The sequence below is a fragment of the Microbacterium insulae genome (assembly GCF_042677065.1).
Classification (GTDB): Bacteria; Actinomycetota; Actinomycetes; order Actinomycetales; family Microbacteriaceae; genus Microbacterium; species Microbacterium insulae.
Genome location: NZ_JBHTII010000001.1, coordinates 784,242 through 810,327 on the forward strand (window position 1 = coordinate 784,242; position 26,086 = coordinate 810,327).

The window sequence follows — 26,086 nt, forward strand, 5'->3', positions numbered from 1 at the left end:
TCAGCCGCCGTCGCTCAGGTCGTCGACGAGCCGTCCCGACAGCCCGGTGTACCCGGCCGGATCGAGAAGGGCGTCGAGGTCCAGATCGCCCGCCTCGGGCAGCGCCCGCAGCGCCTCGGCGAACGACCCCGCCGACGTCGATGCGACGAGCTCGCCGAACCGCTCGCGTCCGATGCGGGGCACGAGCACTCGCGCGAGGCGCTCGCTCACGATGAGACCGCCCGACACGGCGAGGTTCCGGGCGACCGCCTCCCGATCGACCACGAGTCCTTCGGCGAGCGCGGCGGCATGTGCAGACGCCCCCAGCGCGAGGCGGAGCAGCTCCCGGAGCGTGGGCCACTCGGCGTGCCACGCGCCGTCGGGTCGCTCCTCGACGGCGAGTGCGGCCGAGAGATGGAGGGTCGCAGCGAGCTGGGGGGCGCGGATCGAGGCGGAGCGGATGAGCACCGCCGAGACGGGGTTGCGCTTCTGGGGCATCGTGCTCGACCCGCCGCCCCGGCCTTCCGACAGCTCGCCGATCTCGGGCCGACCGAGGACGAGGACGTCGGCCGCGAGTTTGCCGAGCGCGTCCACGCTCTGCACCAGTGCATCGCCGAGCTCGGTGACGGGCCACCGCTCCGTGTGCCACGGCGCCTCGGGGGCGGCCAGGCCGAGCTCCGCGGCGAACGCGGCGGGGAGGGCGGCCGCGGCATCCGGGCCCCATTCGTCCGCGGACGCCGCCAGAGTGCCGGCGGCGCCACCGAGCTGCGCGGGGAGCTGCGACTGGGCATCGCGAAGTCGTCGCGTCGCGCGACGGATGCCGCGGACCCAGCCCGCGGCGCGCGCGCCGACCGTCGTCGGCACCGCGTGCTGCGTGAGGGTGCGGGCGGCGGTGACGACCCCGCGGTGCTCCTGCGCGAAGGTGGTGAGCGCCGCGCCGGCGCGCGCCAGGTCCGCCACGATCTCGTCGACGGCATGACGCGACACCAGCATCAGCGCGGAGTCGACGATGTCCTGACTCGTCGCACCACGGTGGATCGCGTCACCCCCGACGCCGCGCCGGCGCATCTCGCTCACGAGCGGGATCACCGGGTTGCCTCCCGCCGCAGCGGCGCTCGCGAGAGCTGTCACCTCGAAGCCGTGGTCGCGGCATCCGCGGGACGTCCAGCCGAACTCCGCCGACACGCTCTCGGCGGCGGCCCCGTCGAGCAGGCCCGTCGCGGCGAGCGCGCGCACGAGGGCCACCTCGGCGGTGACGAGCGCGTCGAGCACGGCGGTGTCGCTCACCGCAGCGTCACGTCCGACCGATACCGGCGACAGCAGGCCGGCGTCGACGGGCGGAGGGGGCTCAGAAGGCAAGGAACACCGTCTCCTTCTCGCCCTGCAGCCGGATGTCGTGGCGGAGTCCGCCACCGGGCAGGCGCGTCGCGATGAGGGTAGCGCGATCGACCTCGTCGAGGGATGCCAGCAGCCGATCGCCCGCCAGCGCCTCGGCATCGTCCGGGAGGTAGATGCGGGTATGGAGCTTGTCGGGCAGTCCCCGCGCGAACACGATCGCGGCGAAGAACGGAGCCGCGCCGTCTCCGGTGGAACCGGGGTTGCGGGTCCAGAACTCGAAGCGGCCCTCGTCGTCTGTGAAGGCGCGGCCGAACCCGGTGAAGGTGTGGTCGTCCCTCCGGAGGGATCCCCGCGCTCGGGGGACGGCGCCGCGCTCGTCCGCCCCGAAGATCTCGACGAACGCGTCGGGGATCGGGGCTCCCGCGCCGTCGAAGACGGTGCCGCCGAGCACGATCGCGCCGGGCGAGTGCGGGAAGACGATCTCATGCATCTTCGCGTACCCGAGCCCGAAGGCGAAGAACGGCCCGACGGTCTGGCCCGGTGTGGGCGCGAACGACTTCTCGCGGGTCATGCGTCCGCCTCCTCGGGCTCGAACCAGGTCGCGTCGGGCCCGTCGACGACGATGTCGAAGCGGTATCCCGTCGAGAGTTCCGGCGCGGTGAGATCGTGGTCGTAGACGCCGACGAGCCGGTCGCGGTCCGCCTGACGCCAGATGGAGTTGTAGATCGGGTCCAGCGCGAACAGCGGGTCGCCCGGGAAGTACATCTGGGTGATGAGCCGCTGGGTGAACCCGGTGCCGAAGATCGAGAAGTGGATGTGCGCGGGACGCCACGCGTTGACGTGGTTCTTCCACGGGTACGGGCCGGGCTTGATCGTCGTGAACAGGTACTCACCGCGATCGTTCGTGATCGCGCGACCCGCGCCGGTGAAATGGGGGTCGAGCGGTGCCGGGTGCTGGTCGCGCTGGTGGATGTACCGCCCCGCGCTGTTGGCCTGCCAGATCTCGACGAGCTGGTTCGCGAGTGGCCGGCCTCCCGAGTCGAGCAGGCGTCCGCGCACGGTCATCCGCTCCCCGAGCGGCTCGCCGGCGTGCTGGGCCGTGAGGTCGGACTCGATCGCGGCCACGTCGCGCTGGCCGAACGCCGGCGACCAGAGCTCGATCGTCTCCGGATCGACGAGCCTCGGATTCTTGGTGGGATGCCGCAGGAGGCTCGATCGGTACGGCGGGAAGTCGTGCATCGTCGCGGGGAGCGCCTCGCCGCGGCGTTCCCGCTCCGCGTATCCCGCGTGGAGCTCGCCGATCTCGCGGCTGACGGTCCGCTGGTCGACCTGATCGGGAGACGCGAGCAACGATTCCGGCGCCGCAGCGATCGGAATGATGGGATCGGACATGGTGTCTCCCTCGACACGGAAGCGATGAGTCTCAGAGCATGGTCCACCGTTCGTGGGCCGACTGGGCGGCTCCTCCCATCCAATGGGAATGGAGTTGGCGCTATGTCACCATGTCGTCATGGCCAACTCGACCTCGGGCGACTCCGTCACCGACCGCCTGATCCGGGTGCTCGACACGTTCACACCGATCCGGACCGTGCAGACGGCCGCCGAGATCGGCCGCCGCGCCGGGCTCCCACCCTCGACCGCGCACCGGATCGTCGGCGAACTGGTCGACGCGGGGCTGCTCGAGCGCGACGACGACCGGCGCATCCGCGTGGGCATGCGCCTGTGGGAGCTCGCGACCCGGTCGTCGCACGCGCTGCGGCTTCGGCAGGTCGCACTGCCGTACATGGAGCGCGTCCAGGCGCGCATCCGGGAGCACACGCAGCTCGCGATCCTCGAGCAGGACGAAGCGCTCTTCCTCGAGCGGCTCAGTGGCCCGGGTTCTGGTTCGAACGTCACACGGGTCGCCGGGCGCCTCCCCCTGCACGCGTCCTCCTCGGGCCTCGTGCTGCTGGCCTACGGCGACCACGACCTTCAGGAGCGGGTCCTCTCGGGCCCCCTCGGAGCGCTCACCGACGAGACGATCACGGATGCCGCGACGCTGCGGCGCAAGCTCGCCGAGGTGCGCTCGCTCGGTCACGCGGTCGCGCCGGGGTACATCGAGTCCGTATCGACCGGCGTCGCCGTCCCTGTGCGCGACGAGACAGGCACGGTGATCGCCGCGCTCTCCAGCGTGCTGCGCCGGGACGATCCCGTCCCCCCGGCTCTCGCCGAGCTGCGGGCTGCCGCGCGCGGCATCGAGAACGCGCTCGGCTACCGTGTGTGACGCCGAATCCCGTTGAACGGGATGCCGCGCGTAGGGGCTGCGGCATCCCCGCACAATGGTCGCGTCCATCCGTCGAAGGAGACGCCATGACCACCACCGTCCGCACACGGGTCGCCATCGTCGGGGCCGGGCCCGCAGGCCTCCTGCTCTCGCACCTCCTCGCCGCGGCGGGCATCGACTCGGTCATGATCGACCAGCGCGCGCGCGAGGAGATCGAGAGCACGATCCGCGCCGGCATCCTCGAACAGGGAACGGTCGATGTGCTCACCGGGTCCGGGGCTTCCGACCGCGTCCTGCGAGACGGGCACCGGCACGACGGCATCGAGCTCCGCTTCGACGGCCAGGGCCACCGGATCGACTTCCCCTCGCTGGTCGGACGCAGCGTGTGGCTGTACCCGCAGCACGAGGTGCTCAAGGATCTCATCGCGGCGAGGCTCGCGGCGGGACAGGACCTCCGGTTCGGCGTCTCCGCGCTCCACGTCGAGGGCGTCGACACCGATCGCCCGTCGGTGTTCGCGACCACGGCGGGCGGCGAAGACCTGCGGATCGACGCCGAGTTCGTCGTCGGCGCGGACGGGTCGCGCAGCGTCGTGCGCTCGGCGGTGACGGGGTCGTCGACCGGCGGCTACTTCCGCGAATACCCCTTCGCGTGGTTCGGCATCCTGTGCGAGGCGCCGCCCAGCGCCGGCGAGCTCATCTACAGCAATGCGCCGGCGGGCTTCGCGCTCATCAGCCAGCGCAGCGCCAGCGTTCAGCGCATGTACTTCCAGTGCGACCCCGAGGCCGACCCGGACGCGATGAGCGAAGCGGAGATCTGGGACACGCTCCAGGCCCGCGTGCCCGGGACCACGCTGATCGAGGGCCCCGTCTTCCAGCGCGACGTGCTGCGGTTCCGCAGTTTCGTCGCGCACGAGCTGCGCCGCGGCCGCGCGGTGCTCGTCGGGGATGCCGCGCATACGGTGCCACCGACGGGAGCCAAGGGCATGAACCTCGCCGTCGCCGATGTCGTGCTGCTCGACCGCGCGCTGCGCGCGCTGCTCCTCGAGGGCGACGGGCGGCTCGTGGACGAGTTCGCCGAGACCGCGTCCCGCCGCATCTGGAAGGCCCAGCACTTCTCGTGGTGGATGACGAGCATGCTGCACGTCGCTCCGGATGCGAGCGACTTCGACCGCCGCCGGCAGCTCGGAGAACTGCGGTCGGTCGTCGAGTCCCAGGCCGGTCGGACCTACCTGGCCGAGGCCTACACGGGGTGGCCGTTGGAGGGGCTCGGCTGACTGCGCACCGGGCTCGCTAGGCTCCTCCTGTGAACCCAACCGACCCGGAGCCGCGCCCCCGCGGGAGCTATGCGAAGGGCGTCGCACGGCGTCAGGAGATCCTCGAGCGAGCGAGAGAGGTGTTCGCCGAGCGGGGCGCGAAGCGCACGAGCCTGCGCGCGATCGCCAGCGAGGTCGGCGTAACGCACGCGGCGCTCACGCACTACTTCTCCTCGCTGGACGAACTCCTCGTCGCCGTCTACGAGGAGTCGAAGCAGCACGACGACCACGGCCCGGACGGCCCGGAGTCGAACACCACCCCCGCCGAGGCGATGCGCGTCTCGGCGCACGAGAACCGCGCCGTTCCCGGGCTCGTCCAGCTCTATTCGACGCTGGTCGCATCGGCGCTCGAGGACGACAACTCCGCAGCGCACGAGTGGGCGACCACGAGATTCGAGCGGCTGCGCGACGAACTGACCGCGCGCGTCGAGAGGCTGCAGGCGTCCGGAGTGCTGCGGCAGGACGTGGAGGCCCGCCTCGTGGCCGCGCTCGTGATCGCGGCGTCCGACGGCCTCCAGACGCAGTGGCTGCTCGATCCGTCGGTCGACCACGAGGCAGCGCTCGCGATGCTGGACCGACTGCTCGCGGGGCCCAACGGCTCCTGAGCCCCGCCGGCGTCGGTCAGACCGTCGGAGCGAGAGGGTCGAAACCCTCCGGCACGAGCGGAACCGGCGCGACCGAGCTCTTCACGGCCACGGTCTCGCCGGTCTGCGCGGACTCCTGCGCCGAGAGCAGCACGTCGAGGACGTGGAGGCCGAGCTCGCCGGAGGCCACGTGCGGGCGGCCCTCCGCGATGGCGCGCACCATGTCGAGCGCGCCGAGTCCGCGGCCGACCTCGTACTCACGATGTTCGACCTCGATCCAGGGCTGCTCGAACGACATCCCGTCGCGCAGCACTCCGAGCGGACGGACGAACTCGATGCGCCCGTCGAACCGATTGGGGTCGGGCAGCACGATGGATCCCTCGGTGCCGTGCACCTCGAGCACTCCGTGCCGCTCGAGGGCGGAGTCGAACGAGAGGAGGCTGTGCGCCTGCTGCCCGGACTCGAACGCGGTCACGACCTGGATCGTCGAGGGCACCTCGACCGGGAACAGGCTGCCGGCGTTCGGCCCCGTGCGGATCTCCCGCTCCTCGCGCGACTTCATCCCGACCGCGGCCACGCGATCGACCGATCCGAAGAGGCTCACGAGTGCCGAGAAGTAGTAGGGCCCCATGTCGAGCAGCGGACCGGCGCCCTGCGCGAACAGGAATGCGGGATTGGGATGCCACAGGTCGGGCCCCTGCGTCTGGAAAGCGGTGTGCGCGAACAGAGGCCGGCCGATCAGGCCCTCCTCGATGGCTCGTCGGGCGGCCTGGAAGCCCGGCCCGAGGAGGGTGTCGGGCGCGGAGCCGACGCGGAGCTCCGCCGCATCGGCCTCGGCGAGCAGCGACGTCGCCGAGGCGCGGTCCAGGCCGAGGGGCTTCTCCGACCACACGTGCTTCCCCGCGGCGATCGCCGCCCGGGAGACCTCGATGTGGGCGGCGGGGATCGTGAGATTGACCACCAGCCGGACGTCGGGATGCGCGAGCACATCGTCGGCGCTGCCGTGAGCGGGAACGCCGTGCTTCTCCGCCTGGACGCGTGCGCGGTCCTGATCGAGGTCGCCGATGATCAGCACCTCGGTGTCGGGGAAGGACGCGAGGTTCTCGAGGTAGGTGTCGCTGATCACTCCGGCCCCGATGAGGCCGATGCCCACCGCGGTCATCGGACGAACCCGCCGTCGCGCAGGAACGCCAGGCTCGCGGCGATGTCGTCGAAGACGTCGCCGGGCGCGTTGTCGTACTCGATCACGGCGTACTCGACCGACCGTGCCGCGCGCAGCGCGTCGGCCAGCGGAACGTCTCCGTGGCCTGCGGGGCGCTGGTCCAGACTGGCGGAGGCGAACGCCGAAGCGCCGGGTGCCCAGGGGTTGGATGCCGGCACCACTCCGTCCTTGACGTGAACGGCGCGCAGCCGGCCGCCGAGGCGCTCGACGAGGGTCACGGCATCCTGTCCGCCGGCGCGGGCCCAGAAGAGGTCGAGTTCGAGCAGCACCCGCTCGTCGGTCAATGCGACGAAGCGCTCGTACGCGGTCTGCCCGTCGAAGTCCGCCACGAATTCCTGGGCGTGGTTGTGATAGCCGACGCTGAGCCCGAAGCCGGCGGCGGTTTCGACGAGCGCGTTCATCCGCTCGGCGATGTCTGCCACGCCATCGTCAGAGAGCCATCGCTCGGGGGCGACGAAGGGGTCGATGACGGTCTTCATGCCGATCTTCGCGGCGGCCTCGAATACGACCTCCGGCGCCGGCGTCGGGATCGAACCGTCGGGCGTCCACAGCTCGTCCGAGAGCAGCGGGGCGTGGCCCGTGGGCGACTCGAGGCCGGCGGCGTCGAGCGCGGCACGGATCTCGTCGGGACGACGCACGAAGTCGAAGGCCTCGACGTGGCGCAGGCCGAGGGCGGCGAGTCGGGCGAGGGAGCCGTCCATATCCGCCGAGAACTCATCGGCGAGCGTGTAGAGCTGAACTGAGGCGACCGGCAGAGTCACGGTGGTCTTCCTTTCCTGCACCCGCGGCGACGCGGCGATGCTGTACAGATGCTAGCAGAAACCTCCAGGCGGAGGTTTTTATTGGTCCGCGGTTGCCAGCGATCGGAGCCACTCCGCCTGGCGCGGCCAGCGCTCGGCGCCGCTGCCCTCGTGCGTGTTGACGCAAACGCGTAGTCGGGAAGCATGGCACGCTCGGCATCCGTCAGCTCGACGGGCTTCCGTCCGACGATCGCCTTGCTGAGCCTGCGGGCGGGGCTGGAGACGCCGTCTGTGATCGCGCCGTCGACACGAAGACGCTGATGACAAACGCCAGTACCCGCACGATGCTCCCCTCGGTCGGATCACCGGTTCGGAATCTATCGACGACGGGTTTCCGCAGAACAGACCATGAGACTCCGAGGCTCATGCGGTATCGCGTCGTGACGCCGCAGCTCAGGCAGCGACAGACGGCGGGCCGCGGCATCCGTGCGGCGGCTCATCGACATCGCGGTTACTCGCCGACTGACCGTGTTGTCGACGCAACCAGCGGGGTCACTCGGCGAGATGCCACGCTGTCGACGGGGGAACGCGCCAGGAGGGAGGCGAGTCAGTTGCTGCTGGACGACGACTTGTCGGGCAGATACGGCTCGATCGCCGCGGCCAGCTTCGCCGGCGTCATCGACTGCAGCCACACGTGGCCGGGCCCGTGCAGACGCGCGAGGAAAAGGGAGTCGCCGAAGATCTTGTTCTTGACGCCCTTGATGCTGGCGAACTCGAGGCTCATCTCCGCCCGATAGAGGGCGAGGTGGCCGGGGTGGATGAGCATCGACTGCCCGGGCTGCAGTTCGTACTCCGTGATCTCCCCCGCCAGCTGGACCCAGGCGGTTCCGTTGCCGGCGAGCTTCTGGAACACCACGCCCGCGCCCCCGAAGATGCCGGCGCCGAGCTTGGTCTGCAGCCCGACCGAGACCTCGACGTCGGAGGTGCTGGCCATGTACGACCCGGACTGGACCATGAACTGATCCGCCGGATCGATCACGAGCTCCCGGATGGTCCCGGGCAGCTGTGCGGCGAACGCGACAAAGCTTCCGGGCGCCTTGGCGGTGTACTGCGTGAGGAACAGCTGGCCGCCTCCCACCATGCGCTTGAGTCCGCTCATGAACCCGCCCTTGCCGCCCGAACCGAAGCCCGTGGAGGTCTCGATGTCGAACTCCGGCGTGAGCCACGACACGTCACCACCCTCCGCGATGATGCGCTCCCCCGGCTCCAGGGTGATCTCGAGCACGGGCATGGTGGTGCCGGCGATGGTGGACTTCATGCCGTCAACGTAGCGCTCGGCACGCGTGGAAGCGAGACTCCGCCCGCATCGACCTCCCGAGGACGAGACGGTCGGTAGGGTTCAGGCATGAGCGACGAGACGGCGCCTGGGACGGACGAAGGCTGCGGACCCTCGTGCTCGTGCGGGGCACCCGGTCGTTCGCAGTTCGTCGCGATCGGCGCCCCGGCAACGGGGAGCGGAGCGGCGTCCTCAACGCCGGGTCGGCACGGCGTCGAGCAGGTCCTGATCCCGGCGAGCACGTTCGTGATGGGCGACTCGTCCGAAGACCAGAATCCGGGCGACGGGGAGGTGCCGCAGCATCCCGTCACTCTCCCCTCGTTCTCGATCGACGCCACGACTGTCACCAACGAAGACTTCTCCCGGTTCGTCGATGCGACCGGCTACCGGACCGAGGCGGAGACGTTCGGGTTCTCGGCGGTCTTCCACCTCGCTCTCCAGGCTCCCGACGCCGACATCATGGGCCGCGCATCGGGAACGCCGTGGTGGTTCGGCGTGAAGGGCGCGGATTGGCGCCGCCCGGGCGGCCGCCACTCGTCGCTCGACGGACTCGGCGACCATCCGGTCGTGCACATCAGCTGGAACGACGCCCAGGCCTACTGCGCGTGGGCGGGGCGCCGGCTCCCCACCGAGGCCGAGTGGGAGTGCGCGTCGCGCGGCGGCATCGACCAGGCGAAGTACCCCTGGGGCGACCAGGAGGTCGACGAGGGCGGATGGCGCGCCAACATCTGGCAGGGATCGTTCCCGCAGCACAACACCCGGGACGACGGCTATCTCACCACCGCACCGGTGCGCACGTTCGAGCCCAACGGCTACGGCCTGTGGCAGACCGTCGGGAACGTCTGGGAGTGGTGCCAGGACTGGTTCGACCCCGGCTTCTACCGCCGCTCACCCGCCACCTCGCCGGACGGCCCACCGACGGGTGCTGCCCGAGTGCTCCGCGGCGGCAGCTACCTGTGTCACATCTCCTACTGCAACCGCTACCGCAACTCGGCGCGGTCGCAGAACACCCCCGACTCGTCGATGGGCAACGCCGGCTTCCGGACCGTCGCAGCCTGACCGGGCGCGGATGCGGGCCGCTAGACCCCGCCGCTCATGCGCGTCCATGCCGCTTTCCCCTGAGCGCGGAAGGTGGCCGTCCGGGGATCGACTTCGACCTCGTCTCCGACACGCACCAGGTCGTCACGCGTCGTCGAGCGGCGGCGGCGCCACTCGATGCCGAACCACACGAGCACGACGGCCGTGGCCGCGAGGAACACGATCAGCGCGATCACGAGGTCCATGGCGCTAAGGTACCCGCCCGTGTCCGGCCGGAGTAGCCCCTCGTGGGTGGATGCGCGAGAGCACCGCTGCCGCGCTGCGCGGCGAACCGCTGCTGCCCCGGTTCGGTCGGCGTCAGCTGCCGCGCTCGGCGAGCCGGCGGCGCCCCTCCTCGGAGTACGCGAACGCTCGGGTCCAGTTCTTGATGTACTGCGCACGCCGGAAGCGGAGCGCCGACCAGTCCTCGTCGATCGCCACTTGGCGCACCGGCTCGAAGCCCGCCGCCCCCATGGTGTCCCACCCCGTATCCCTGTTGAACTCGCAGGTGTATCGCCGCGAGGTGGACTTGGGGTAGGCGATCCACACGACGGCGTCGCCGACCGTCGCCCTGCCGACGGCTTCCGCGAAGGTGTCGACTTGGGCTTTCGTGGTGGCGAACGCGAGGGCGAAACCCGCGCCGGTCACTTCCACGAGGCTGCGCTCGACCTCCACATCGGCGGGGACCTCGGCGAGAACCGCTTCGAAGGACGCGGGAGCGTCGATGACGTAGGCGCGTTCGTGGGACCCGAGGTTGAGCTTCGTGAGAATCGGGTTCGTCATGCGGCCATTCTCACCGGAGAGCCGGAGGGACGCGAGCACCGGTGAAGAGCACGGTGCACGCGACCCGAGGTCCCGTGGCTGACCTGAGGAGCGACGTAGGCGGACACCGCTACCGGGATCGCGCGTCCTGCAGACCTCGGATGTAGCCGACGGCGAAGAGCCGGCCGAGCGTGCCGTAACCGGGCATGTCGTTGGTCTCGCCGGCCATGGTGGGTACGTGGTCCGGGCGGAGCGCGCCCCGGAATCCGGTCATCTCGTACGCCTCCAGGCACGCTGCCATGTCGGTCGGACCGTCGTCGTGAAACGTCTCCACGAAGGAGTCCGCGGTGCCGGCGACATCGCGGAAGTGCACGAAGCCGATCCGGTCGCGGTCGCCGAACTCCCGGATCACCGCGGGGAGGTCATCGGTCATCAGCGCGAAGTTGCCCTGACAGAGGGTGATCGCATTCGCGGGTGACGGGTGGAGGTCGAGCAGCCGGCGGAACCCGTCCACCGAGCTCATGATCCGCGGAACGCCCCGGACCTCGGACCTCGGCGGATCGTCGGGGTGCATCGCCAGCTGCACGCCCGCCGCCTCGGCCTCCGGTACGACCGCATCCAAGAAGTACTGAAGCGCGTCCCAGAGCTGCGCGGCGGTGAGCTCGCCCGGCGGGAGCAGAGCATCCTGTGCGGCGGGGTCGTCCGCATCGAAGGCCGTGACCAGCGCCCCACCGCGTCCGGCGGTCTCGATCGACGTGCGGGCCCAGCTCGTGACGGCCATCCAGTTGTAGCAGAGCACGGGGATGCCGAGGTTGCCCATCGCTCTGACCTGCGTGATCACGGCGTCGATCTGCTCATCGCGCCCGTCGGCGCCCACGCGCGCCTTGTCGAGGGGAGGTGTGTCCTCGATGACGCGGACGGTGAAGCCGCCGTCGGCGAAGACCGCGATGTCTCGCGAGAGGGCCTCCTCGCTCCAGGGTCGAGGTCCGCTGTCCGCATCGTCGATGCGGCCGGATCCCACACCCACCGAGCGGAACATGCGCTGATCCTGCTCTGCGCCGTTCATGAGCGCGGCCACGCCGTCCACGCCGCACTGCTGGAGGAGCGGCCATAGACGCGAGGGGCGTGGAGGCAGCAGTTCGATGAGGTCGATGTCGCGGGTCATGAGAGGTCTCCGATCGGTCCGGGGAGCCGCGCCATCATCCCGCCGTCGACCTTCAGATCCACGCCCGTGATGAACCCGGAACGGGGCCCGGCGAGGAACGCGATCGCCTCGCCGACCTCGTCCGGTGCGCCGACGCGCGCGAGCGCGTGAGCGGTCCCCCAGTGTGCGAGCACCCGCTCGACCTCGGCGCCGCCGGCCCGAGCGGCGTCCCGGGCGGAGGAGCGGAGCATGGGGGTGTCGATCGACCCCGGACTCACGCTGTTGACGCGCACGCCGTGGGCGGCTTCGTCGATCGCCATCGACCGGACCAGCGCGAGGAGCGCACCTTTGCTGGCCGAGTAGGCGGCCACGCGGGGCTGGCTGGCCGAGCCCTGCACCGAGGCCACCAGGACGACGGTGCCGCTCTCGGCAGCCCGGATGGCGGGCAGCGCGGCACGGGCGGCGAGGAAGGCCCCTCGCACGTTGACGTCGAACACGTGATCCCAGTCGTCCACCGTCGTCTCGATCACATCGCCGTACTTTTGGATGCCGCTGGAGACGACGAGCGAATCGAGCGCTCCGAACTCGGCCAGGGAACGCTCGACGGCCCGCTGCGACGTGTCGGGGTCGCGCACGTCGCCACCGACGGCGATCGCGCTTCCCCCCTCGTCGCGGATGGATGCCGCGACCGCCGCCGCTTCGCCCTCGTCCAGTCCGTGCACCGTCACCCGCGCACCGGCCGCGGCGAGGGCGATGCACGCCGCGCGTCCGATTCCGCTGCTCCCGCCGATCACAAGGCAGGACCGACCCTCGTGCTCCCTCATCGATTCGTTCCTCTCATGCGGCGAAGGGCGTGACCGGCACGCCCCGCGTATCGGTGGAGACGGCGAAGACGCTGCCGGCGAGCGGCTCGTCGCGGAGCCGCTCGGCGGAGAGGCCCTCCCGGCCCGATGTCACGAACAGAGTGCCGTCGGCCGCGAAGGCGCAGCTCGTGGGCTGACTCACCGGCAGGTGGATGCTCCGCAGGAGGCGGCCGGTGGCGTCATAGCGATGGACCGACGACGCGCCCCACACCGCCACCCAGATGCCGCCGTCCTGATCCACCGCCAGTCCGTCGGGCAGGCCCTCGTCGATCCGCACGAACGGCTCGAATTCGCCGACCTCGCCGCCGTCCGGGTCGAACGGTGCGCGCAGGACGACGTGAGCCATGCTGTCGACGAGGTACATCGTCCGACCGTCTGCGGTCCAGCCGAGTCCGTTGGGCAACGTGAGACCGCCGCGGATGACGGTGCTGGGTCCGCGGCCGTCCCAACGGTGCAGCGCGCCGCGGCCTTCGGCGAACGCGAGCTCGTTGCTCCCCGCCCACATGCGTCCGAGCGGATCGCACTTGGCGTCGTTCATCCGCAGCGCGGGGTCCGGGATGGCCGGGTCCGCGATGACGAGTTCGCCGTCGACGGCGAAGCCGAACCCCTCGGAGATCGCAATGGCGAACCCCCGCTCGGACGCGCGCGGCGCGATCGCGCCCATGAGCGTGTCGAACTCCCACCGCTCTGTCGTCCCTGTCTCGAGATCGCTCTGCAGCAGCGCACCCGACAGGATGTCGACCCAGCACAGGCGCCCGGTGCGCGTGTCGATCACCGGCCCCTCGCCCACGCGGGCCGCCGCCCGGAGGAGAAGGCGCTCGTCGGCGCTCATGGCGTCCACCTCATTTCGCGGGGCCCGACGTCGACAGTCGGAGCGCGATCGTGATCTCGACTGCCGCGCGAGGTTCGAGCCGCAGGGTCGTGCCCCGCCCGGGACCGGACGTCGTCGTGCTCGCGGGCTCGATCGCCATGATCCGTGCGCGCCGGAACCACGGGTGGTCCGCCGACGCGTTGAGCTCCTGCCACCACCACGCGTGCGGGAGCATGCGCGCATCCCATTCGACGCGGACGGCGAGTCCGAGGTCTGCGTTCGTGATCGAGTACCAGCCCTCGGTGAAGCCCGACAGCCAGCCGAAGGCGCGGGACGACTGCCCCGGCGAGGGCACTGCCCTCAGGTCGGGCGTGCCGTCGGCGGCCGGCGAGCGCGGCCACGGCGCGGTCCGCTCGCCGCTCTCGTCAGGGTCGAGGGTGAACGTGGCCGCATCCGTCTCGACGCGACAGCGGCCATCGAGAAACGCGCCGCCGAAAGCCGGGTGGCTGACGTAATCGAGCTCCACCCCGAGGTCGCTCAGGTTGATCAGCGTGTCCTTCTGGACGAGCGACGCTCCCACGATCCGGAGCTTACGCTCGATCCGCACGGGAACGGAGAAGAGCTCGATCGACAGTCGAGCAGCGGCATCGTCGACGGCGTCGACGACCCAGGCCGACGTCGATGCCTCGCCGTGGAATCCCACTTCGACCGTACCCACCCGCCGCGCGGGCCCCGCGTTGGGGCACAGAGTCTGCCACCCGCCTCGATACTGCTCGAGCCACCGGTCGGCGGGGTCGATCGTGCTCGGGGCCATGCGATGGTCGCGGATGCTGTCTGCCCGGGCGCGCCACGGGGTGGCGGCCAGCACGCCCACGCCCGACGCCACGTCAGTGACCTGCAGGATGTCGGCTCCGCGCCCGGGGTCGATGTCGACCTGGATCTGCCCGTTGCCCAGCGTGAGCGGAGTGATGCGATCGCCTCCTCGTCGAGTGCGGCCGAGGGGATTGAACCAAATGGCTCCCCGTGACATTGTTAACGATACCAGGTTTGATAACGATACCAACGCGAAGGAGCGTCATGAACACCCCCCGTTATCCCCGCCGACTCACCGCCACGGCCGCGACGGCGACGATGGCCGCCGCACTGCTGATCCCGGCGATTCCCGCCGCCGCGGACGCGGGCGCCACCGCGCGGCCGGCGCACTCCGGAAGCTGCGATCTGGTCGACAGCACGATCAGCGCCACGTCGACGGTCGACGCCGAGCGGACGTCGCAGTTCGCCGAGTACGGCAACTCCGGCGCAGGGTGGACCGGCGGCGACAGCACCTACTCCCTCGTGCTGGAGGACGGCCGTCAGGCCTGGTTCTTCTCCGACACGTTCCTCGGCCCGGTCGATGCCGACCTCGGTCGGCCGCTGTCGACGCCGTTCCTCAACAACTCGATCGTGCTCGACTCCGGCGGCGAGCTGTCGACCGTGACCGGCGGCACCCCCGAGGCTCCGGCATCCATCATCGGACCCACCGCAGAGGGGAACTGGCACTGGCTGGGCGATCCCGAGCTCAACAAGAAGGGCGACGTGCAGGTGCCGCTGCTGCAGTTCGAGCGCTTCGGCACCGGCATGTGGGACTGGGGGTGGTCGGCCAACCGCCTGGCGACGCTCGACGGAACGACCCTCGAACTCGAGTCGATCACCGAACTGCCCTCCGAGGTCGGCATCAACTGGGGCTCGTACACGCTGTCGGAGGGCAACACGACGTACGTCTACGGGATCAACGACATCGACGGCGTCCGATCCGCCTTCGTGGCCCGCGTCAACGGCGGTGACCTGACCAAGCGGTGGAAGTTCTGGGACGGCGAGCGGTGGGCACCGAACGAGGCAGACGCGGTGCCGGTCGCCTCGTACGTCGCGAACGAGTTCAGCGTCGAGCCCTACCGCGACGGGTATCTGATGGTCACGCAGGACACGAGCGAGCTCTTCAGCACGCGCATCGTCGCCCAGGTCTCCTGCTCGCCGACGGGACCGTTCACGGTCGCCGCCGAGCTGTACCGGACCCCCGAGACCGGCGCCTTCGGGTCGTACGGGAACCCGAACGTCTTCACGTACAACGCCCACGAGCACCCCGAGGACCGCGACGGCGACACGCTGCTGGTGACGTACAACGTCAACAGCTTCGTCCCGGACGATCTCTACGACGACGTGACCATCTACCGGCCGCGGTTCGTCAGCGTCGAGCTGACCGTCACGCCGTAACAGGCCGATTCGACCGGACCCGCCGTGGCGCGGGTCCGGTCGCAGGGAGGAATCACGATGATGCTCGAACCCAGCCGGCGGGTCGCCTCGGTGCGGGACCTCGGCGTGCAGTTCAGCGGCAACGACGTCGACATCACGGGACAGGATGCCGTGAGCTCCGTCGAACTGCCGGGCGACGAGACGTTCTGGGTCTTCGGGGACTCCGTCGAGGGACCCTTCGACTCGATCCGCGGCTTCGAACTGACCGACGTGCTCTCGAACACCGGCGCGATCGTGCCGATGCAGGACCTCACGGACGGTGTGACGCGATTCCGGTACCTGAAGGACGAGAGCGGCACGCGAGCCCGGCAGCTCATCGACTTCCTCCCGCCCGAGCACAGGTCGACGCAGCGGCTGTGGGCCATCCACGGCGTGCACACCGGCGGGCACCTCTACCTCTACTACCACCGCATCACGATGGATCCCGCCCTCGATGTGTTCGAGACCTTCACTCTGGACGGCATGGGGGTCGCCCGCGGGGATGAGGAGCACCGGTTCGAACGCCTCCTCGCTCCCGACGGCACCTACGAGTGGTGGAAGGGCGACCAGCCCGGGTTCGGAGTCTGGGTGCAGCGCGAGGGCGAGCACCTGTACCTGTGGGGTTCGATACAGCCCGAGTCGAAGTCGGCCGGCGACATGTACCTCGCTCGCGTCCTGCCCGAGCGCATCGAGGACGCCGGGGCGTACGAGTACCTGGTGTCCGCGCCCACCACGGCGCAGCCCGACCGCGAGGTGCGGTGGGCCAAGGCCTTTGCGCCGACCGCGTGCCTCTTCTCCGACGTTCCGAACGAGATGTCGGCGTCGTGGAACCCGTACCTGGGATGCTTCATCTCGCTCACGACCTTCCGGCGCGACAACATCCTGGTGATGCGGACCGCCCCCGCACTGACGGGCCCGTGGAGCGACCCCGAGGTGGTGTTCCGCCCCGAGCGCGGATCGGAGGCCGCGCTCTTCAACGCCGGGAAGGAGCATCCGGAGTTCGCGCGTGAGGGCGGGAAGGTGACGTACATGACCTTCATCGACTCCACGGTCTACCGGCCGCACCTCATCGAGATCACGTTCGCCTGAGTCAGGGCCGCTGTGCGAGCAGGGGGTGCAGCACCAGTTCCGAGAATCGCTCCCCCATCAGGCGCTGCACGTCGGGACCGGGATGCAGGTTGTCGGGAAGCGGCAGGGTGCGCGCGTCGTCGGGTCCGTAGAGCAGGTGCCCGTGCACGTGACGCAGCCGGTCGTCCGCCGTGCGGCGCCGCTCGACGATGTCGGCGATCGCGGCACGGATGGACCCCAGCGACAGCTTGCCCTGCGCGACATCCGCCTCGGTTCCACCGGCGATCGACCACTCGTACGGCCGGGTCGGATCCTGGACCGTCGGCCCGGCGGCGGTCTCCACCGGAGCGCAGAAGATCGGCGAGATCACCACGATGGGGGTCGACGGATGGCCCTCTCGAACGGTGTCGAGGAAGCCGTCGAGCGCGGGCCGGAACGCGCGCATCCGCATCACGTCGCCGTTCACGAGATTGATACCGATCTTGACGGTGATCAGATCCGTGGGCCGGTCGCGGATGGTGCGGGCGGTGAACGGGTCGAGCATCGCGCTGCCTGAGAACCCGAGGTTCGTCAGCTCGACCCCGGCCGCCAGCGCCGCCACGACCGGCCACGTACCAGAGGTGGCGTCGGCGCGGTAGCCGTGGCTGATCGAGCTGCCGTGATGGAGCCAGCGCAGCGCGACAGGTTCCTCGGCCGGGTGGACCGGCGCATCCGCGCGGACCGCGAGCACTTCGACGGCATCGGTGTACGGCAGCCACAGCTCGTACGAGGTGTCCGCGGCGGGCAGGCCGGCGAAGCGCACGAGCGTCGGCGGACCGTCGACGACGGTGCCGCTCGGATCGTCGAACGTGAACAGGTACCGCGATCCGGATGCCGCGGCCACCGCGGCGACCACCGAGCCGTCGGCCGCCAGCTCGTAGACGCTCGGCGGGAGCGGGGACCGGGCGTCCGGCGCCATCCGGCGGGCGGAGACCTCGAGCTCGATGACCGTCGCCGCGGTGCGGAAGGCGAGGCGCACGCCCGCGCTCTCGGCCGAGGTCTGCGCCATGAAGGCGTCGGGAACCTGGGCGCGGGCCCACGCAGGAAGGCGGTGGGGCAGGATGCCGCGGGCGGTGCGCTCGACCTCGACAGCGCCCCGCACGCGGACGTCGGCGAGATCGACCTCGCGGAGGGTTTCGCTCACGGGCGGTCGACCACACGCCCGTCGGCGTGGACGTCGACCAGCCGGTCTCCGACCCGGAGGCCCCGCAGCACGGCCGACGGATCGAGCGCCGCGACGCAGCCGTCCGCGTCCGCGAGGCCGTCGAGACCCGGCTCGGCGCCGAAGAGCGACTCGATGACGAGGGCGACGTACGCGCCGGACGACGAGCAGGCCCAGTCGTTGATGTAGGGCAGCTGCGGAGGGGCCTTGCGCGCTCCGCCTCCCAGCAGCGGCTGCGCCTCCTCGACGAAGTGCGCCTGGCCGGGCGGACCCTGGTTCGCTGTGCGAGCCAGCCCCGGCAGCCAATCGAGCGCGACGTCCGGCCGCCCCAGCGCCACCAGGGCGCGGGCGGCGTCGGCCGGCCACGCCGTGTAGGCGCCGTTCCACTGGTGATCGGGCCGGACGCTGTAGGACGCGTCGGGGTCCCACGGCGACAGCGCCCGCATCCACTCGGGCGTCTGCAGCTCCCGTCGGAAGAACGCGACCATCTCGCGCCGGGTCTGGTCGTCGAGGTCGTCGGCGATCGAGGTCCCGACGATGTTGAAGTCGTAGCAGTGGCGCACCGGAAGCCTCGTGCCGTCCGGCTGACCTGCCGCGAAGAAGCCCTCCCCCGGAAGGTAGAGCTCGAGCACCGCCTCGACGAGCGCGTCGGCCTCGGACCGCAGTTCACCCGCGCCCGCGCGATCCCCCCGATGCTCGAGCACGTCCGCCGTGACCCGCAGGTTCCAGACGTTCGCCGCGTTGAAGCTCGCGACCTCGTGGGTGTACGAGCTGACGCACTCCAGCAGGTTCTCGATCTCGCCGTAGTCCGCGAGCTTCGAAGACCGGCGAAGGCCCTGCCACGCGCGCGCCCACAGTCGCAGATGGTCGAGCACGGTGCGCTCGCTCGCGGGCGATTCGTCGAGGAAGCCGTGGTCGCCGGTGAACCTCACGTAGTCCCGCACGAGCCGGGTCATCGCGTAGTCGTTCACGGAGTACCACTGACCGACCGGGTCGCCCGTGAGCGACGACGTCCCGAACAGCGTGTGCGTGTCGCGCGAGATCCAGTGCGAGAGCTGCCGCTTCATCGCGGCGGGATCGAGAAGGGCGTGGGTGACCGAGCTCAGGCTGAAGTCCCACAGGAACGTCGTGGTGCCCCAGTAGTTCGGCATGAGGGTGTCGTAGCTGCGCCCGAGCACGTTGCCCTCGTAGTCCCGGCGGAAGTAGAGGATGCCGAGGATGCCCCACCAGTACAGCCGGCGGAGCGCATCGGACTGTGTCTCGAGAAGGGGCAGGTGCCCCGAGAACTCGGTGTTCCCCGGTGTGACGGATGCCTCGAGCTGCGCGTTCCAGTAGACCTCGGCGGCTCGCACCGCCCCGGGGACGTCCGCGGCCACGGCGTCGAACACACCGACCGCAGCCTCGCGCGAGCCACCCACGGCCTGGACATAGCCGAAGCGCGCACTCCCGCCCGCCGCGACCTCCATCGCGACCGTCACATCTCCCCCGCGCCCCATCCCGCCGACGCCGATGGAGAACTGCTCCGAGGTCGGCGCGACCCCGCTCAGCCGGGCGGTGGCGGGCACGTCGACGCCCTGGACGCTCCACGCGGTCTCCGCCGCGTCCGTGAAGACGAGGCGTGAACCGTCGACGGATGCCTCGTTCCGCGCGTCCGGGGACTCGGCCGCGAGCCACGGGCCGTCGTGCGCCACCACCCGCGACGCGAGGGAGAGCATGACCTCGACCGTGCGATCCTCCGATCCGGTGTTGCGCACGCGGACGTCGATCGCGACCGCCGTCGTCCCCGGGACGGCCACCGTCGTCGTCTCGAGGTCGAGGCCGTCGAGCGCAGCGCGCCGGACCACCCGGTCTGGTCGCCACTCGTGCGTCACGGGCACCCCGTACGAACGGAAGATCCTCCCGTCCACGAAGGCGACGGCGGTCGCCGCGAGACCCTGCGACACGGGCGGGAACTGCACTGCGGTGATCGCCGTGAGGTCGTGGTCGACCCTCACCGTCCCGAGGTTGTTCGTCAATCCGGCGGGCGCCACGGTGTCGTCGTAGTGATGCGTGACCGGGTCCGCCGACAGGTCCGCCACGGTCGGGATATGGCGTGTCGCGGTGAGCAACGGATCTCCTTCTAGTACTGGCCGAGCGCGAGACCGCGCGCGAAGAACTTCTGGGTGAACAGGAACAGGATGACCGTCGGGAGCGACACCAGCACGGCGGCCGCGAGGACGGTCGAGATCTGCGCCCCGCCGTAGGTGCTCTGCATGCCCGAGAGGGCGGTGACGATCGGCCTCACCTCGTCGGACTGGGTGAGCGTGAGTCCCAGCAGCAGGTCGTTCCAGATGAACGTCGCCTGGAGGATGAACACCGCCACGAGCGCGCTGGAGGCCATCGGCAGGTAGATGCGGGTGAAGATCCGCCACGTCGACGCGCCGTCCAGGACCGACGCCTCGAAAACGTTGTAGGCGACGCCGGTGAAGAAGTTGCGCATGACGAAGGCGGAGAACGGGATGGAGATCGCGGTGTACACGATGATCATGCCGACCTGCGTGTCGTACAGACCCACACGCGAGTAGGCGTCGAAGAGCGGGAGCAGGACCATCTGCAGCGGGAACACGGTGCCGCCGAAGATGATCACGAACCACAGGAATCCCCTCTTGAGACGCAGCGCGACGATCGCGAAGCCGGCGGCGGCGCCCACGAGGACGGCGATGATCGGCGACACCACCGCGTAGATGATGGTGCTGACCACGCTGTCGGCGAGACCCGAGAGCTGCAGAGCGTCGAGGATGTTCGGAATCAGGGCGAAGCCGTTCGGGACCCACGCCTCGCTGGAGACGAACTCGGCCGGAGCCTTGCTCGCATTCACGACGAGCAGGTAGACGGGAACGAGCCAGAAGAGGCCCAGGATCACCAGGACCGCGGTGCGGATGACTTTGGACATGTTCACATCTCGTGCTTCCGGGAGAGCTGCTGGCGGAGGTACAGCACCGACGCGATCAGCGTGACGACCGACAGGAAGACGGCGATCGCGGACCCGAGCCCGTAGTCGCTGTTCACGAACGTCTCGCGGTACATCGTGAGGGCGAGCGTCTCGGAGGCGCGGCCCGGCCCGCCGCGCGTCATCGACAGCACGATGTCGAACGTCTTGAGGCTCGCGACGATCGAGAGCCCGACGACCACGGCGGTGAGCGGGCGCAGCATCGGCCAGAGGATGCTGCCGAAGAGGCGGAAGCCCGTCGCGCCGTCGACGCGGGCAGCCTCGAGGGGCTCCTTGGGGATGGACTGGAGTCCGATGGTGAACAGGAGAGCGTTGACCCCGACGCCCTGCCACGACGCGGCGAGGATCATCACGATGGTGTTCAGCGGCGCGTCGATGAGCCAGCGCGGCGGATCTGCGACTCCGAACACCTCGAGCGCCTGGTCGAGCGCGCCGTTGGCGGACAGGATGAACGACCAGATGACGCCCACCCCGATGCCCGACACCGCGTAGGGGATCAGGAACGGCAGTCGCAGCCAGACCCCACCGGGCAGGTTCCACGTGAGCAGAGCGATCGCGAGGCCCAACCCGACCGGGATGAGGAGGGTTCCGACCACCCAGAGCAGGGTGTTCAGGAGGGAGCCGACGAAGGACGGGTCCTCGAACATCTCGACGTAGTTGTCGATGCCGACCCAGTCCGGATCGCCGAGCCCGTTGTATTCGGTGAAGCTGAGGAACGTGGTCCACAGCAGCGGCAGGTAGAGGAGGACGGCGACCAGGAACACGCCCGGGGCGATGAAGCCCCGGGCGGAACCCTGATACTGCGTCCTCCGGCGGGGCGGCCGGCCGGGACCCCGTGTGGAGTCCCGTGCCGCCCGCTCTCGCTCAGGTGTCTGAAGGACGGTCACGCGATCTACTCCTGGTCGGCCCAGTAGTCGTCCGCCTCGGCCTGGATGGCTTCGAGGAACGGCATCGGGTCGCCCGGGTTGGCGTTGAAGGCGCCGAACTGCTCCAGCGCGACGGTGAGGATCGGCGTGGGCGTCGCCTCGAAGTAGCGGGTGACGAGCTCGTGTTCGCCGTCGGCCACGGTCGTGCCGAGCTCGGCCAGCATCGGGTCGTTGACCGTCGCCATCGGGTTGAAGGCCACGTCGCCGCGCGCGGCGTTCCAGGCCGTCTGCGCCTCGGGCGAGATCCACCACTCGGAGTAGGCCATGCCGAGGTCCTTCTGCGGCGAGTTCTCGGCGACGCAGAGCGGTCCCGTCTCGACGGCGACCGGAGTCTTGTCGAGGTCGGGGTTCACCGCGGGGATGACGAACATGTCGTAGTCCTCACCCGACACCATGCCCGCTCCGTCGAGGGAGCCGTTGAAGAACGACCCGAAGTTGATCATCGCGAACTGGCCCTCGTTGAGGCCGACCGCCGGGTCGATCGTGCTTCCGGCGTCGCTGAACCAGCCCTTCTCCTGCTGGTCGAGCCAGATGTTCATGATGTCGACGATCTCGGGGTCGGTGTACTTGACCTCCCCGGTCGAGAGCCCGCGGTAGAGGTCGGGATCGGTTCCGGCGACGAGCTGCTGGAACCACTGGAACGTGAACAGGACACTCGTCTGGTAATACGGCGTGACGCCGGCATCCTTGAGCGTGGCCGCCGCGGCGTCCAGCTCTTCCCACGTCGTCGGCTCCGAGATGCCGTACTCCTCGAAGATGTTCTTGTTGTAGTACATCACCCAGTAGGCGATGTTCATCGGGACGCAGTACTGCTTGCCGTCGAACGTGTACTCGTCCCGGAGCCCCTCGGTCGCCCATCCCTCGTCGACGGCCTTCGTCCACAGGTCGGTGGTCTCGGCGACGAGACCTTCGTCGACGAGCTCCCGGAGAGCGTCGCCCGTGTGCCAGGTGAACAGGCCGGGGCTCTTCTGGGTGCGGAACGACTGCTTGATGAACGCGTCGTACTGCGCGGCATCCGAGTAGCCGGTCGTGTTGAGGGTGATCTCGGCCTCGTCTTCGCTGGCCGCGTTCAGCTCTTCGAAGTCGGGCTCCCACGCGGCCTTGTCGGTGTAGAAATCGAGTGTGCCCGTCGTGGCACCGGCGTCGTCGCCGCCGCCGCCGCCGGAACACCCGGCGAGCACCAGGGCGGAGGTCGCGAGGGCGGCAAGGCCAGCCCCGATCATGCGTCGTGACTTCATTGGAACTCCTTTGTCCAAGGTTGGTATCGTTACCAAGCCGGGCCGATCCAAGGTATCAACTCGGGAGAGCGGATGCAAGGCGGGCGCCGACCGCGGCGGGTGCCGCGTGCTGTGCTGCGTATTGAGTTGTCGGTCTGTTCAGTTGTGGACTCGGGCCGATCAGGCGTCGGTGGATCGCGTGCCGCGGACGTAGGCCTTCACCGTCGCGAAGCGCTCGCTTCGGGAGGTCGATCTCCTCCGGATGACGTACGGCCCCACGGCGGCCGGGACGATGAAGGTCTCGGCGTAGTGGATCACGTACGGCGGGAACGCATCGGTCGGGCTCACGACCTCGACCTCGTCGCCTTCCACGAGATTCAGGACGTTGACCGTCCCCTCGGTGTCGTGAGCGGCTTCGTCCTCGAACCAGTGACGTCGCACCTCGATGAACTCGAGTTCGTGCAGTCCGGTCCGCTCCTCGACCAGTCCCGGCTCGCGACGGAGCTCCTCGACCTGGCCCACGAGATTGCGCTCGACCCAGTCCGTGTCGCGCTCCCACTGGATGTTCTTCTCACCGTGATCGAGATGGACCGGGCGAGGGATGCCGTCGAGCCCCACGCGGCCCCAGTCCCACAGCTTGAACGTGAAGATGTAGGGCGTCGCCGAGATCTCGAGCACCATCGAGTTCGCGCCGGACGCGTGGACGGTGCCCGCGGGGATGGCGAAGTGATCGTGCTTGCGGGCGGGGTAGGTGTTGATGAACCTCTCGGCCTCGAACGGATGGTCCCCGTCGGTCGCCGCCCGCAGCGCGGCCATCATCTCGGCGGGGTCCACTCCGTTCTTCACCCCGAGGTACACGACGGCGTCGTCGGCGGCATCCAGCATGTAGTAGCTCTCGTCCTGCGTGTACGACATGCCGAACGTGTCGCGGATGTACTCCGTGAGCGGATGCACCTGGAGCGAGAGGTTGCCTCCGCCCATCGTGTCGAGGAAGTCGAAGCGGATCGGGAACTCCGCGCCGAACCGCGCGAAGGTGCGCTCGCCGAGCAGGGCTCGAGGCTGGCTCAGCACGAGGTCCATCGCGGGGACCTCGACGACACGGCCACCGGCCTCGAGCAGCAGCGAGTTCTCCTCGGGCACGCAGTCGAAGCACCAGGCGTAGTTGTGGACGGTCGGATCGAGATCCAGCGCGGACTTCATCCACTGCCCGCCCCACACCCCCGGATCGAAGAAGGGGACGACGCGGAAGGGGCCGGAGGTGGCCGTTGCCAGCCCCGCGCGGAAGTCCTCGCCGCGGACCGCGCCCGCCGCGTCGGGGTCGGCGTTCCCGTCGACGACGAGATCGATCCGGTCGAACATGCCGCGCTTGTGGCGATCGGCCGTGCGCCACTCCACGAAGAAGCCTCGCTTGTACTTGCGCAGGGCGTCGAGGCCGCCGTTCCCGGCCCGCCAGTTGCCGGCGCCGGCGCGCTGTCGCTGCTGGATCTCCCACCGCGCCATGTCGACGAGGACCAGCGCGTGGGCCTCACCGGCGGCTGCGAGATCGGCTCCCCAGCCCACCAGGATCACCGGCCCCGTCCGCTCGTCGACGCGTCGGCGCAGCTCCGCCAGGCGCTCCGCGTCGTAGAACTCGTCGAGGGTGAAGTGACTCATGACCCCGAACACGCGGTCGTCGGTGAGATTGCGGTCGATGAGGGCGTCGATGGCCTCCGGTGCGGCGGCGGCGGCATCCTCCACATCGATCACCTCGGCATGCGGCACGACGGTGCGGATGCGGGCGGTGATCTCCGCCACGTCGGCACCGGGGTAGACGTCGACGGCGACGACCGGGTGGGCCGCGCGAGACTGCGCGATATCCATCGCCGCGCGCCACGCCTCGTCGCCGACGAGGATCTCACTGCCCGCGGGCAGGGAGACGGTCGGGAGCTTCACGTAGCTGCTGCGGTCGTCCATCATGTAGTCCTCGAGCGGGACTCCCGGCGAATCGACGGCGGTCATGACTGTCCTTCACTGAGGTCGAGCGGATCTGGGTCGGCGGCGAGCGCGGCGATGCCGCGCATCACGGAGGCGGAGGGGTCCTCGGGCACGACGAACGCGGGGCGGAACGACGACGACCAGAGGTTCTGGTGCACCGTCTCGCGGAGTGCGGGAAGGATCGCGTCGGCGGAGCGCAGGACGCCGCCGGTGAGGACGACGACCTCCGGGTCGAACGCATGGCAGTGGGTGACCACCGCTGCTGCCCACACCGAGATGTACCGCTCGAGGAGAGACTGCGACTCCGCTTCGTCTCGCGTCTCGACGAGATCGCGGATGCCGATCGCACCGTCTTCCGCGAGCCTCGCCGCCAGCGCGGGACCGAGGTCGAGCCGACCTGCACGGGCGTCGGCCGCCAGCGCCCACGTGCTCGCGAGTGCCTCGGCGCAGCCGATGTTTCCGCACGTGCAGCGCGGGCCGAGGACATCCACCGTGACGTGTCCGCCGAGGATGCCGCCGTGGCCGTGGGCACCGCGCACGATGCGGCCGTCCAGCGCTGCGGCGGTTCCGATCCCGGTTCCCAGCACGATGAGTGCGGCATCCCGCGCACCCCGCGCACTGCCCGCGACCATCTCGCCGATGAGGGCAGCGCGGGCGTCGTTCTCGACCGTTGCCGCAACCCCGAACTGCTCGCGCGACCAGGCCCGCAGATCCACGCCGTGGAGGTCGGCGTACTTCCCGTGCGCGGCGAGCAGGCTGCTCCCCGACTCGTCGACGATTCCGGGCACGGCGATGCCGAGGGCGGCCGGTTCCGCTCCATCGAGGAGCCGGCCGACCCGATCTGCGACGGAGGCGAGATCGACGCCCGCCTCGCCGATCGCGATCTCCTCCTGGGCGACGAGCGTGCGCGAGTCGAAGACGCCCAGCTTCACGGCCGTGCCGCCGAAGTCGATCGCCGCGATTCGCATGAACGCCGTCGTCCTTTTCCTGAGTGATCTAAGTTGGTAACGT

General features: G+C 69.9%; 25 protein-coding genes. 6 read left to right on the plus strand and 19 right to left on the minus strand.

Translation table 11 applies throughout. The features are described from left to right. The 3 genes from ACFQ0P_RS03780 to pcaH are packed head-to-tail and all read right to left on the minus strand — an operon-like array spanning position 1 to position 2,709. Positions 1–1,338: a lyase family protein gene (locus ACFQ0P_RS03780; protein ID WP_204980551.1), complete on the minus strand. Its 1,338-nt coding sequence runs from the start codon at positions 1,336–1,338 to the stop codon at positions 1–3. Next, positions 1,328–1,888 (minus strand): protocatechuate 3,4-dioxygenase subunit alpha, encoded by a 561-nt coding sequence (gene pcaG / locus ACFQ0P_RS03785; protein ID WP_204980552.1) that lies wholly within the window; start codon positions 1,886–1,888, stop codon positions 1,328–1,330. The genes ACFQ0P_RS03780 and pcaG overlap by 11 nt, the downstream gene beginning before the upstream one ends. Further along, positions 1,885–2,709, minus strand: coding sequence for a protocatechuate 3,4-dioxygenase subunit beta (gene pcaH, locus ACFQ0P_RS03790; RefSeq protein ID WP_204980554.1), 825 nt, complete (start codon positions 2,707–2,709; stop codon positions 1,885–1,887). The genes pcaG and pcaH overlap by 4 nt, the downstream gene beginning before the upstream one ends. A gap of 118 nt (positions 2,710–2,827) precedes the next feature. Here pcaH and ACFQ0P_RS03795 point away from each other — a divergent pair, with 118 nt between their 5' ends. The 3 genes from ACFQ0P_RS03795 to ACFQ0P_RS03805 all read left to right on the plus strand — a co-directional run bounded on the left by ACFQ0P_RS03795 (position 2,828) and on the right by ACFQ0P_RS03805 (position 5,498). Next, positions 2,828–3,580, plus strand: a complete 753-nt coding sequence (locus ACFQ0P_RS03795; protein ID WP_204980556.1) for an IclR family transcriptional regulator — start codon at positions 2,828–2,830, stop codon at positions 3,578–3,580. Between the two features lie 86 nt (positions 3,581–3,666). Further along, positions 3,667–4,854, plus strand: a complete 1,188-nt coding sequence (locus ACFQ0P_RS03800) for a 4-hydroxybenzoate 3-monooxygenase (protein ID WP_204980558.1) — start codon at positions 3,667–3,669, stop codon at positions 4,852–4,854. 29 nt (positions 4,855–4,883) lie between these two features. Then, on the plus strand, positions 4,884–5,498 hold the full coding sequence (locus tag ACFQ0P_RS03805; protein ID WP_204980560.1) for a TetR/AcrR family transcriptional regulator: 615 nt from the start codon (positions 4,884–4,886) through the stop codon (positions 5,496–5,498). Between the two features lie 16 nt (positions 5,499–5,514). On the opposite strand, the gene ACFQ0P_RS03810 is transcribed toward ACFQ0P_RS03805, so the two are convergent. The 3 genes from ACFQ0P_RS03810 to ACFQ0P_RS03820 form a co-directional block, all read right to left on the minus strand. Then, positions 5,515–6,639 carry a Gfo/Idh/MocA family protein gene (locus tag ACFQ0P_RS03810; protein ID WP_204980562.1) on the minus strand — a complete coding sequence of 375 codons (1,125 nt, stop codon included), beginning with the start codon at positions 6,637–6,639 and terminating at the stop codon, positions 5,515–5,517. After that, positions 6,636–7,460, minus strand: a complete 825-nt coding sequence (locus tag ACFQ0P_RS03815) for a sugar phosphate isomerase/epimerase family protein (protein ID WP_204980564.1) — start codon at positions 7,458–7,460, stop codon at positions 6,636–6,638. The genes ACFQ0P_RS03810 and ACFQ0P_RS03815 overlap by 4 nt, the downstream gene beginning before the upstream one ends. 586 nt (positions 7,461–8,046) lie before the next feature. Continuing rightward, positions 8,047–8,757: an AIM24 family protein gene (locus ACFQ0P_RS03820; protein ID WP_204980566.1), complete on the minus strand. Its 711-nt coding sequence runs from the start codon at positions 8,755–8,757 to the stop codon at positions 8,047–8,049. 87 nt (positions 8,758–8,844) lie between these two features. Between ACFQ0P_RS03820 and ACFQ0P_RS03825 the strand changes: the two genes are divergently transcribed. Then, positions 8,845–9,834: a formylglycine-generating enzyme family protein gene (locus ACFQ0P_RS03825; RefSeq protein WP_204980568.1), complete on the plus strand. Its 990-nt coding sequence runs from the start codon at positions 8,845–8,847 to the stop codon at positions 9,832–9,834. Between the two features lie 20 nt (positions 9,835–9,854). Here ACFQ0P_RS03825 and ACFQ0P_RS03830 read toward each other — a convergent pair whose 3' ends face one another. The 6 genes from ACFQ0P_RS03830 to ACFQ0P_RS03855 all read right to left on the minus strand — a co-directional run bounded on the left by ACFQ0P_RS03830 (position 9,855) and on the right by ACFQ0P_RS03855 (position 14,462). Then, complete coding sequence (locus ACFQ0P_RS03830; RefSeq protein WP_204980569.1) at positions 9,855–10,058, minus strand: hypothetical protein; 204 nt, start codon at positions 10,056–10,058, stop codon at positions 9,855–9,857. Positions 10,059–10,170: 112 nt separating this feature from the next. Next, positions 10,171–10,635, minus strand: coding sequence for a hypothetical protein (locus ACFQ0P_RS03835; protein ID WP_204980571.1), 465 nt, complete (start codon positions 10,633–10,635; stop codon positions 10,171–10,173). 109 nt (positions 10,636–10,744) lie between these two features. Continuing rightward, entirely contained in the window at positions 10,745–11,779 is a 1,035-nt protein-coding gene (locus ACFQ0P_RS03840) for a mannonate dehydratase (RefSeq protein WP_204980573.1), read from the minus strand. Beyond that, complete coding sequence (locus tag ACFQ0P_RS03845; RefSeq protein ID WP_204980575.1) at positions 11,776–12,582, minus strand: SDR family NAD(P)-dependent oxidoreductase; 807 nt, start codon at positions 12,580–12,582, stop codon at positions 11,776–11,778. The genes ACFQ0P_RS03840 and ACFQ0P_RS03845 overlap by 4 nt, the downstream gene beginning before the upstream one ends. A 13-nt stretch (positions 12,583–12,595) precedes the next feature. Continuing rightward, a complete protein-coding gene (locus ACFQ0P_RS03850; protein ID WP_204980577.1) occupies positions 12,596–13,453 on the minus strand; it encodes an SMP-30/gluconolactonase/LRE family protein in 858 nt (285 codons plus the stop codon). A gap of 10 nt (positions 13,454–13,463) precedes the next feature. Further along, positions 13,464–14,462 carry a DUF4432 family protein gene (locus ACFQ0P_RS03855; RefSeq protein WP_204980579.1) on the minus strand — a complete coding sequence of 333 codons (999 nt, stop codon included), beginning with the start codon at positions 14,460–14,462 and terminating at the stop codon, positions 13,464–13,466. Positions 14,463–14,509: 47 nt separating this feature from the next. On the opposite strand from ACFQ0P_RS03855, the gene ACFQ0P_RS03860 reads away from it, so the two are divergent. Then, complete coding sequence (locus ACFQ0P_RS03860; RefSeq protein ID WP_204980581.1) at positions 14,510–15,682, plus strand: DUF4185 domain-containing protein; 1,173 nt, start codon at positions 14,510–14,512, stop codon at positions 15,680–15,682. A gap of 57 nt (positions 15,683–15,739) precedes the next feature. Then, positions 15,740–16,789 carry a DUF4185 domain-containing protein gene (locus ACFQ0P_RS03865; RefSeq protein WP_204980583.1) on the plus strand — a complete coding sequence of 350 codons (1,050 nt, stop codon included), beginning with the start codon at positions 15,740–15,742 and terminating at the stop codon, positions 16,787–16,789. Between the two features lies 1 nt (position 16,790). Here the strand turns inward: ACFQ0P_RS03865 and ACFQ0P_RS03870 are convergent, their stop codons facing one another. The 7 genes from ACFQ0P_RS03870 to ACFQ0P_RS03900 all read right to left on the minus strand — a co-directional run bounded on the left by ACFQ0P_RS03870 (position 16,791) and on the right by ACFQ0P_RS03900 (position 26,043). Beyond that, positions 16,791–17,951 (minus strand): GDSL-type esterase/lipase family protein, encoded by a 1,161-nt coding sequence (locus ACFQ0P_RS03870; RefSeq protein ID WP_204980586.1) that lies wholly within the window; start codon positions 17,949–17,951, stop codon positions 16,791–16,793. Further along, positions 17,948–20,077: a hypothetical protein gene (locus tag ACFQ0P_RS03875; RefSeq protein ID WP_204980588.1), complete on the minus strand. Its 2,130-nt coding sequence runs from the start codon at positions 20,075–20,077 to the stop codon at positions 17,948–17,950. Before ACFQ0P_RS03875 ends, ACFQ0P_RS03870 begins: the two co-directional genes overlap by 4 nt. A gap of 11 nt (positions 20,078–20,088) precedes the next feature. Then, entirely contained in the window at positions 20,089–20,901 is an 813-nt protein-coding gene (locus ACFQ0P_RS03880) for a carbohydrate ABC transporter permease (protein ID WP_204980590.1), read from the minus strand. 2 nt (positions 20,902–20,903) lie between these two features. Continuing rightward, positions 20,904–21,845 carry a carbohydrate ABC transporter permease gene (locus ACFQ0P_RS03885; protein WP_204980592.1) on the minus strand — a complete coding sequence of 314 codons (942 nt, stop codon included), beginning with the start codon at positions 21,843–21,845 and terminating at the stop codon, positions 20,904–20,906. A gap of 5 nt (positions 21,846–21,850) precedes the next feature. Further along, complete coding sequence (locus ACFQ0P_RS03890) at positions 21,851–23,122, minus strand: ABC transporter substrate-binding protein (protein WP_204980600.1); 1,272 nt, start codon at positions 23,120–23,122, stop codon at positions 21,851–21,853. A 159-nt stretch (positions 23,123–23,281) separates the two neighbouring features. After that, positions 23,282–25,099: a class I mannose-6-phosphate isomerase gene (locus ACFQ0P_RS03895; RefSeq protein WP_204980601.1), complete on the minus strand. Its 1,818-nt coding sequence runs from the start codon at positions 25,097–25,099 to the stop codon at positions 23,282–23,284. After that, positions 25,096–26,043: an ROK family protein gene (locus ACFQ0P_RS03900; RefSeq protein ID WP_204980602.1), complete on the minus strand. Its 948-nt coding sequence runs from the start codon at positions 26,041–26,043 to the stop codon at positions 25,096–25,098. Before ACFQ0P_RS03900 ends, ACFQ0P_RS03895 begins: the two co-directional genes overlap by 4 nt. Between the last annotated feature and the right edge of the window lie 43 nt (positions 26,044–26,086).

Bases quoted from the DNA above. Each gene is read 5' to 3' on its own strand.
- pcaG (WP_204980552.1), bottom strand. From the start codon at position 1,888: ATGACCCGCGAGAAGTCGTTCGCGCCCACACCGGGCCAGACCGTCGGG.
- pcaH (WP_204980554.1), bottom strand. From the start codon at position 2,709: ATGTCCGATCCCATCATTCCGATCGCTGCGGCGCCGGAATCGTTGCTC.
- ACFQ0P_RS03795 (WP_204980556.1), top strand. From the start codon at position 2,828: ATGGCCAACTCGACCTCGGGCGACTCCGTCACCGACCGCCTGATCCGG.
- ACFQ0P_RS03800 (WP_204980558.1), top strand. From the start codon at position 3,667: ATGACCACCACCGTCCGCACACGGGTCGCCATCGTCGGGGCCGGGCCC.
- ACFQ0P_RS03810 (WP_204980562.1), bottom strand. From the start codon at position 6,639: ATGACCGCGGTGGGCATCGGCCTCATCGGGGCCGGAGTGATCAGCGAC.
- ACFQ0P_RS03820 (WP_204980566.1), bottom strand. From the start codon at position 8,757: ATGAAGTCCACCATCGCCGGCACCACCATGCCCGTGCTCGAGATCACC.
- ACFQ0P_RS03825 (WP_204980568.1), top strand. From the start codon at position 8,845: ATGAGCGACGAGACGGCGCCTGGGACGGACGAAGGCTGCGGACCCTCG.
- ACFQ0P_RS03830 (WP_204980569.1), bottom strand. From the start codon at position 10,058: ATGGACCTCGTGATCGCGCTGATCGTGTTCCTCGCGGCCACGGCCGTC.
- ACFQ0P_RS03835 (WP_204980571.1), bottom strand. From the start codon at position 10,635: ATGACGAACCCGATTCTCACGAAGCTCAACCTCGGGTCCCACGAACGC.
- ACFQ0P_RS03840 (WP_204980573.1), bottom strand. From the start codon at position 11,779: ATGACCCGCGACATCGACCTCATCGAACTGCTGCCTCCACGCCCCTCG.
- ACFQ0P_RS03845 (WP_204980575.1), bottom strand. From the start codon at position 12,582: ATGAGGGAGCACGAGGGTCGGTCCTGCCTTGTGATCGGCGGGAGCAGC.
- ACFQ0P_RS03850 (WP_204980577.1), bottom strand. From the start codon at position 13,453: ATGAGCGCCGACGAGCGCCTTCTCCTCCGGGCGGCGGCCCGCGTGGGC.
- ACFQ0P_RS03855 (WP_204980579.1), bottom strand. From the start codon at position 14,462: ATGTCACGGGGAGCCATTTGGTTCAATCCCCTCGGCCGCACTCGACGA.
- ACFQ0P_RS03860 (WP_204980581.1), top strand. From the start codon at position 14,510: ATGAACACCCCCCGTTATCCCCGCCGACTCACCGCCACGGCCGCGACG.
- ACFQ0P_RS03865 (WP_204980583.1), top strand. From the start codon at position 15,740: ATGATGCTCGAACCCAGCCGGCGGGTCGCCTCGGTGCGGGACCTCGGC.
- ACFQ0P_RS03880 (WP_204980590.1), bottom strand. From the start codon at position 20,901: ATGTCCAAAGTCATCCGCACCGCGGTCCTGGTGATCCTGGGCCTCTTC.
- ACFQ0P_RS03890 (WP_204980600.1), bottom strand. From the start codon at position 23,122: ATGAAGTCACGACGCATGATCGGGGCTGGCCTTGCCGCCCTCGCGACC.
- ACFQ0P_RS03895 (WP_204980601.1), bottom strand. From the start codon at position 25,099: ATGACCGCCGTCGATTCGCCGGGAGTCCCGCTCGAGGACTACATGATG.
- ACFQ0P_RS03900 (WP_204980602.1), bottom strand. From the start codon at position 26,043: ATGCGAATCGCGGCGATCGACTTCGGCGGCACGGCCGTGAAGCTGGGC.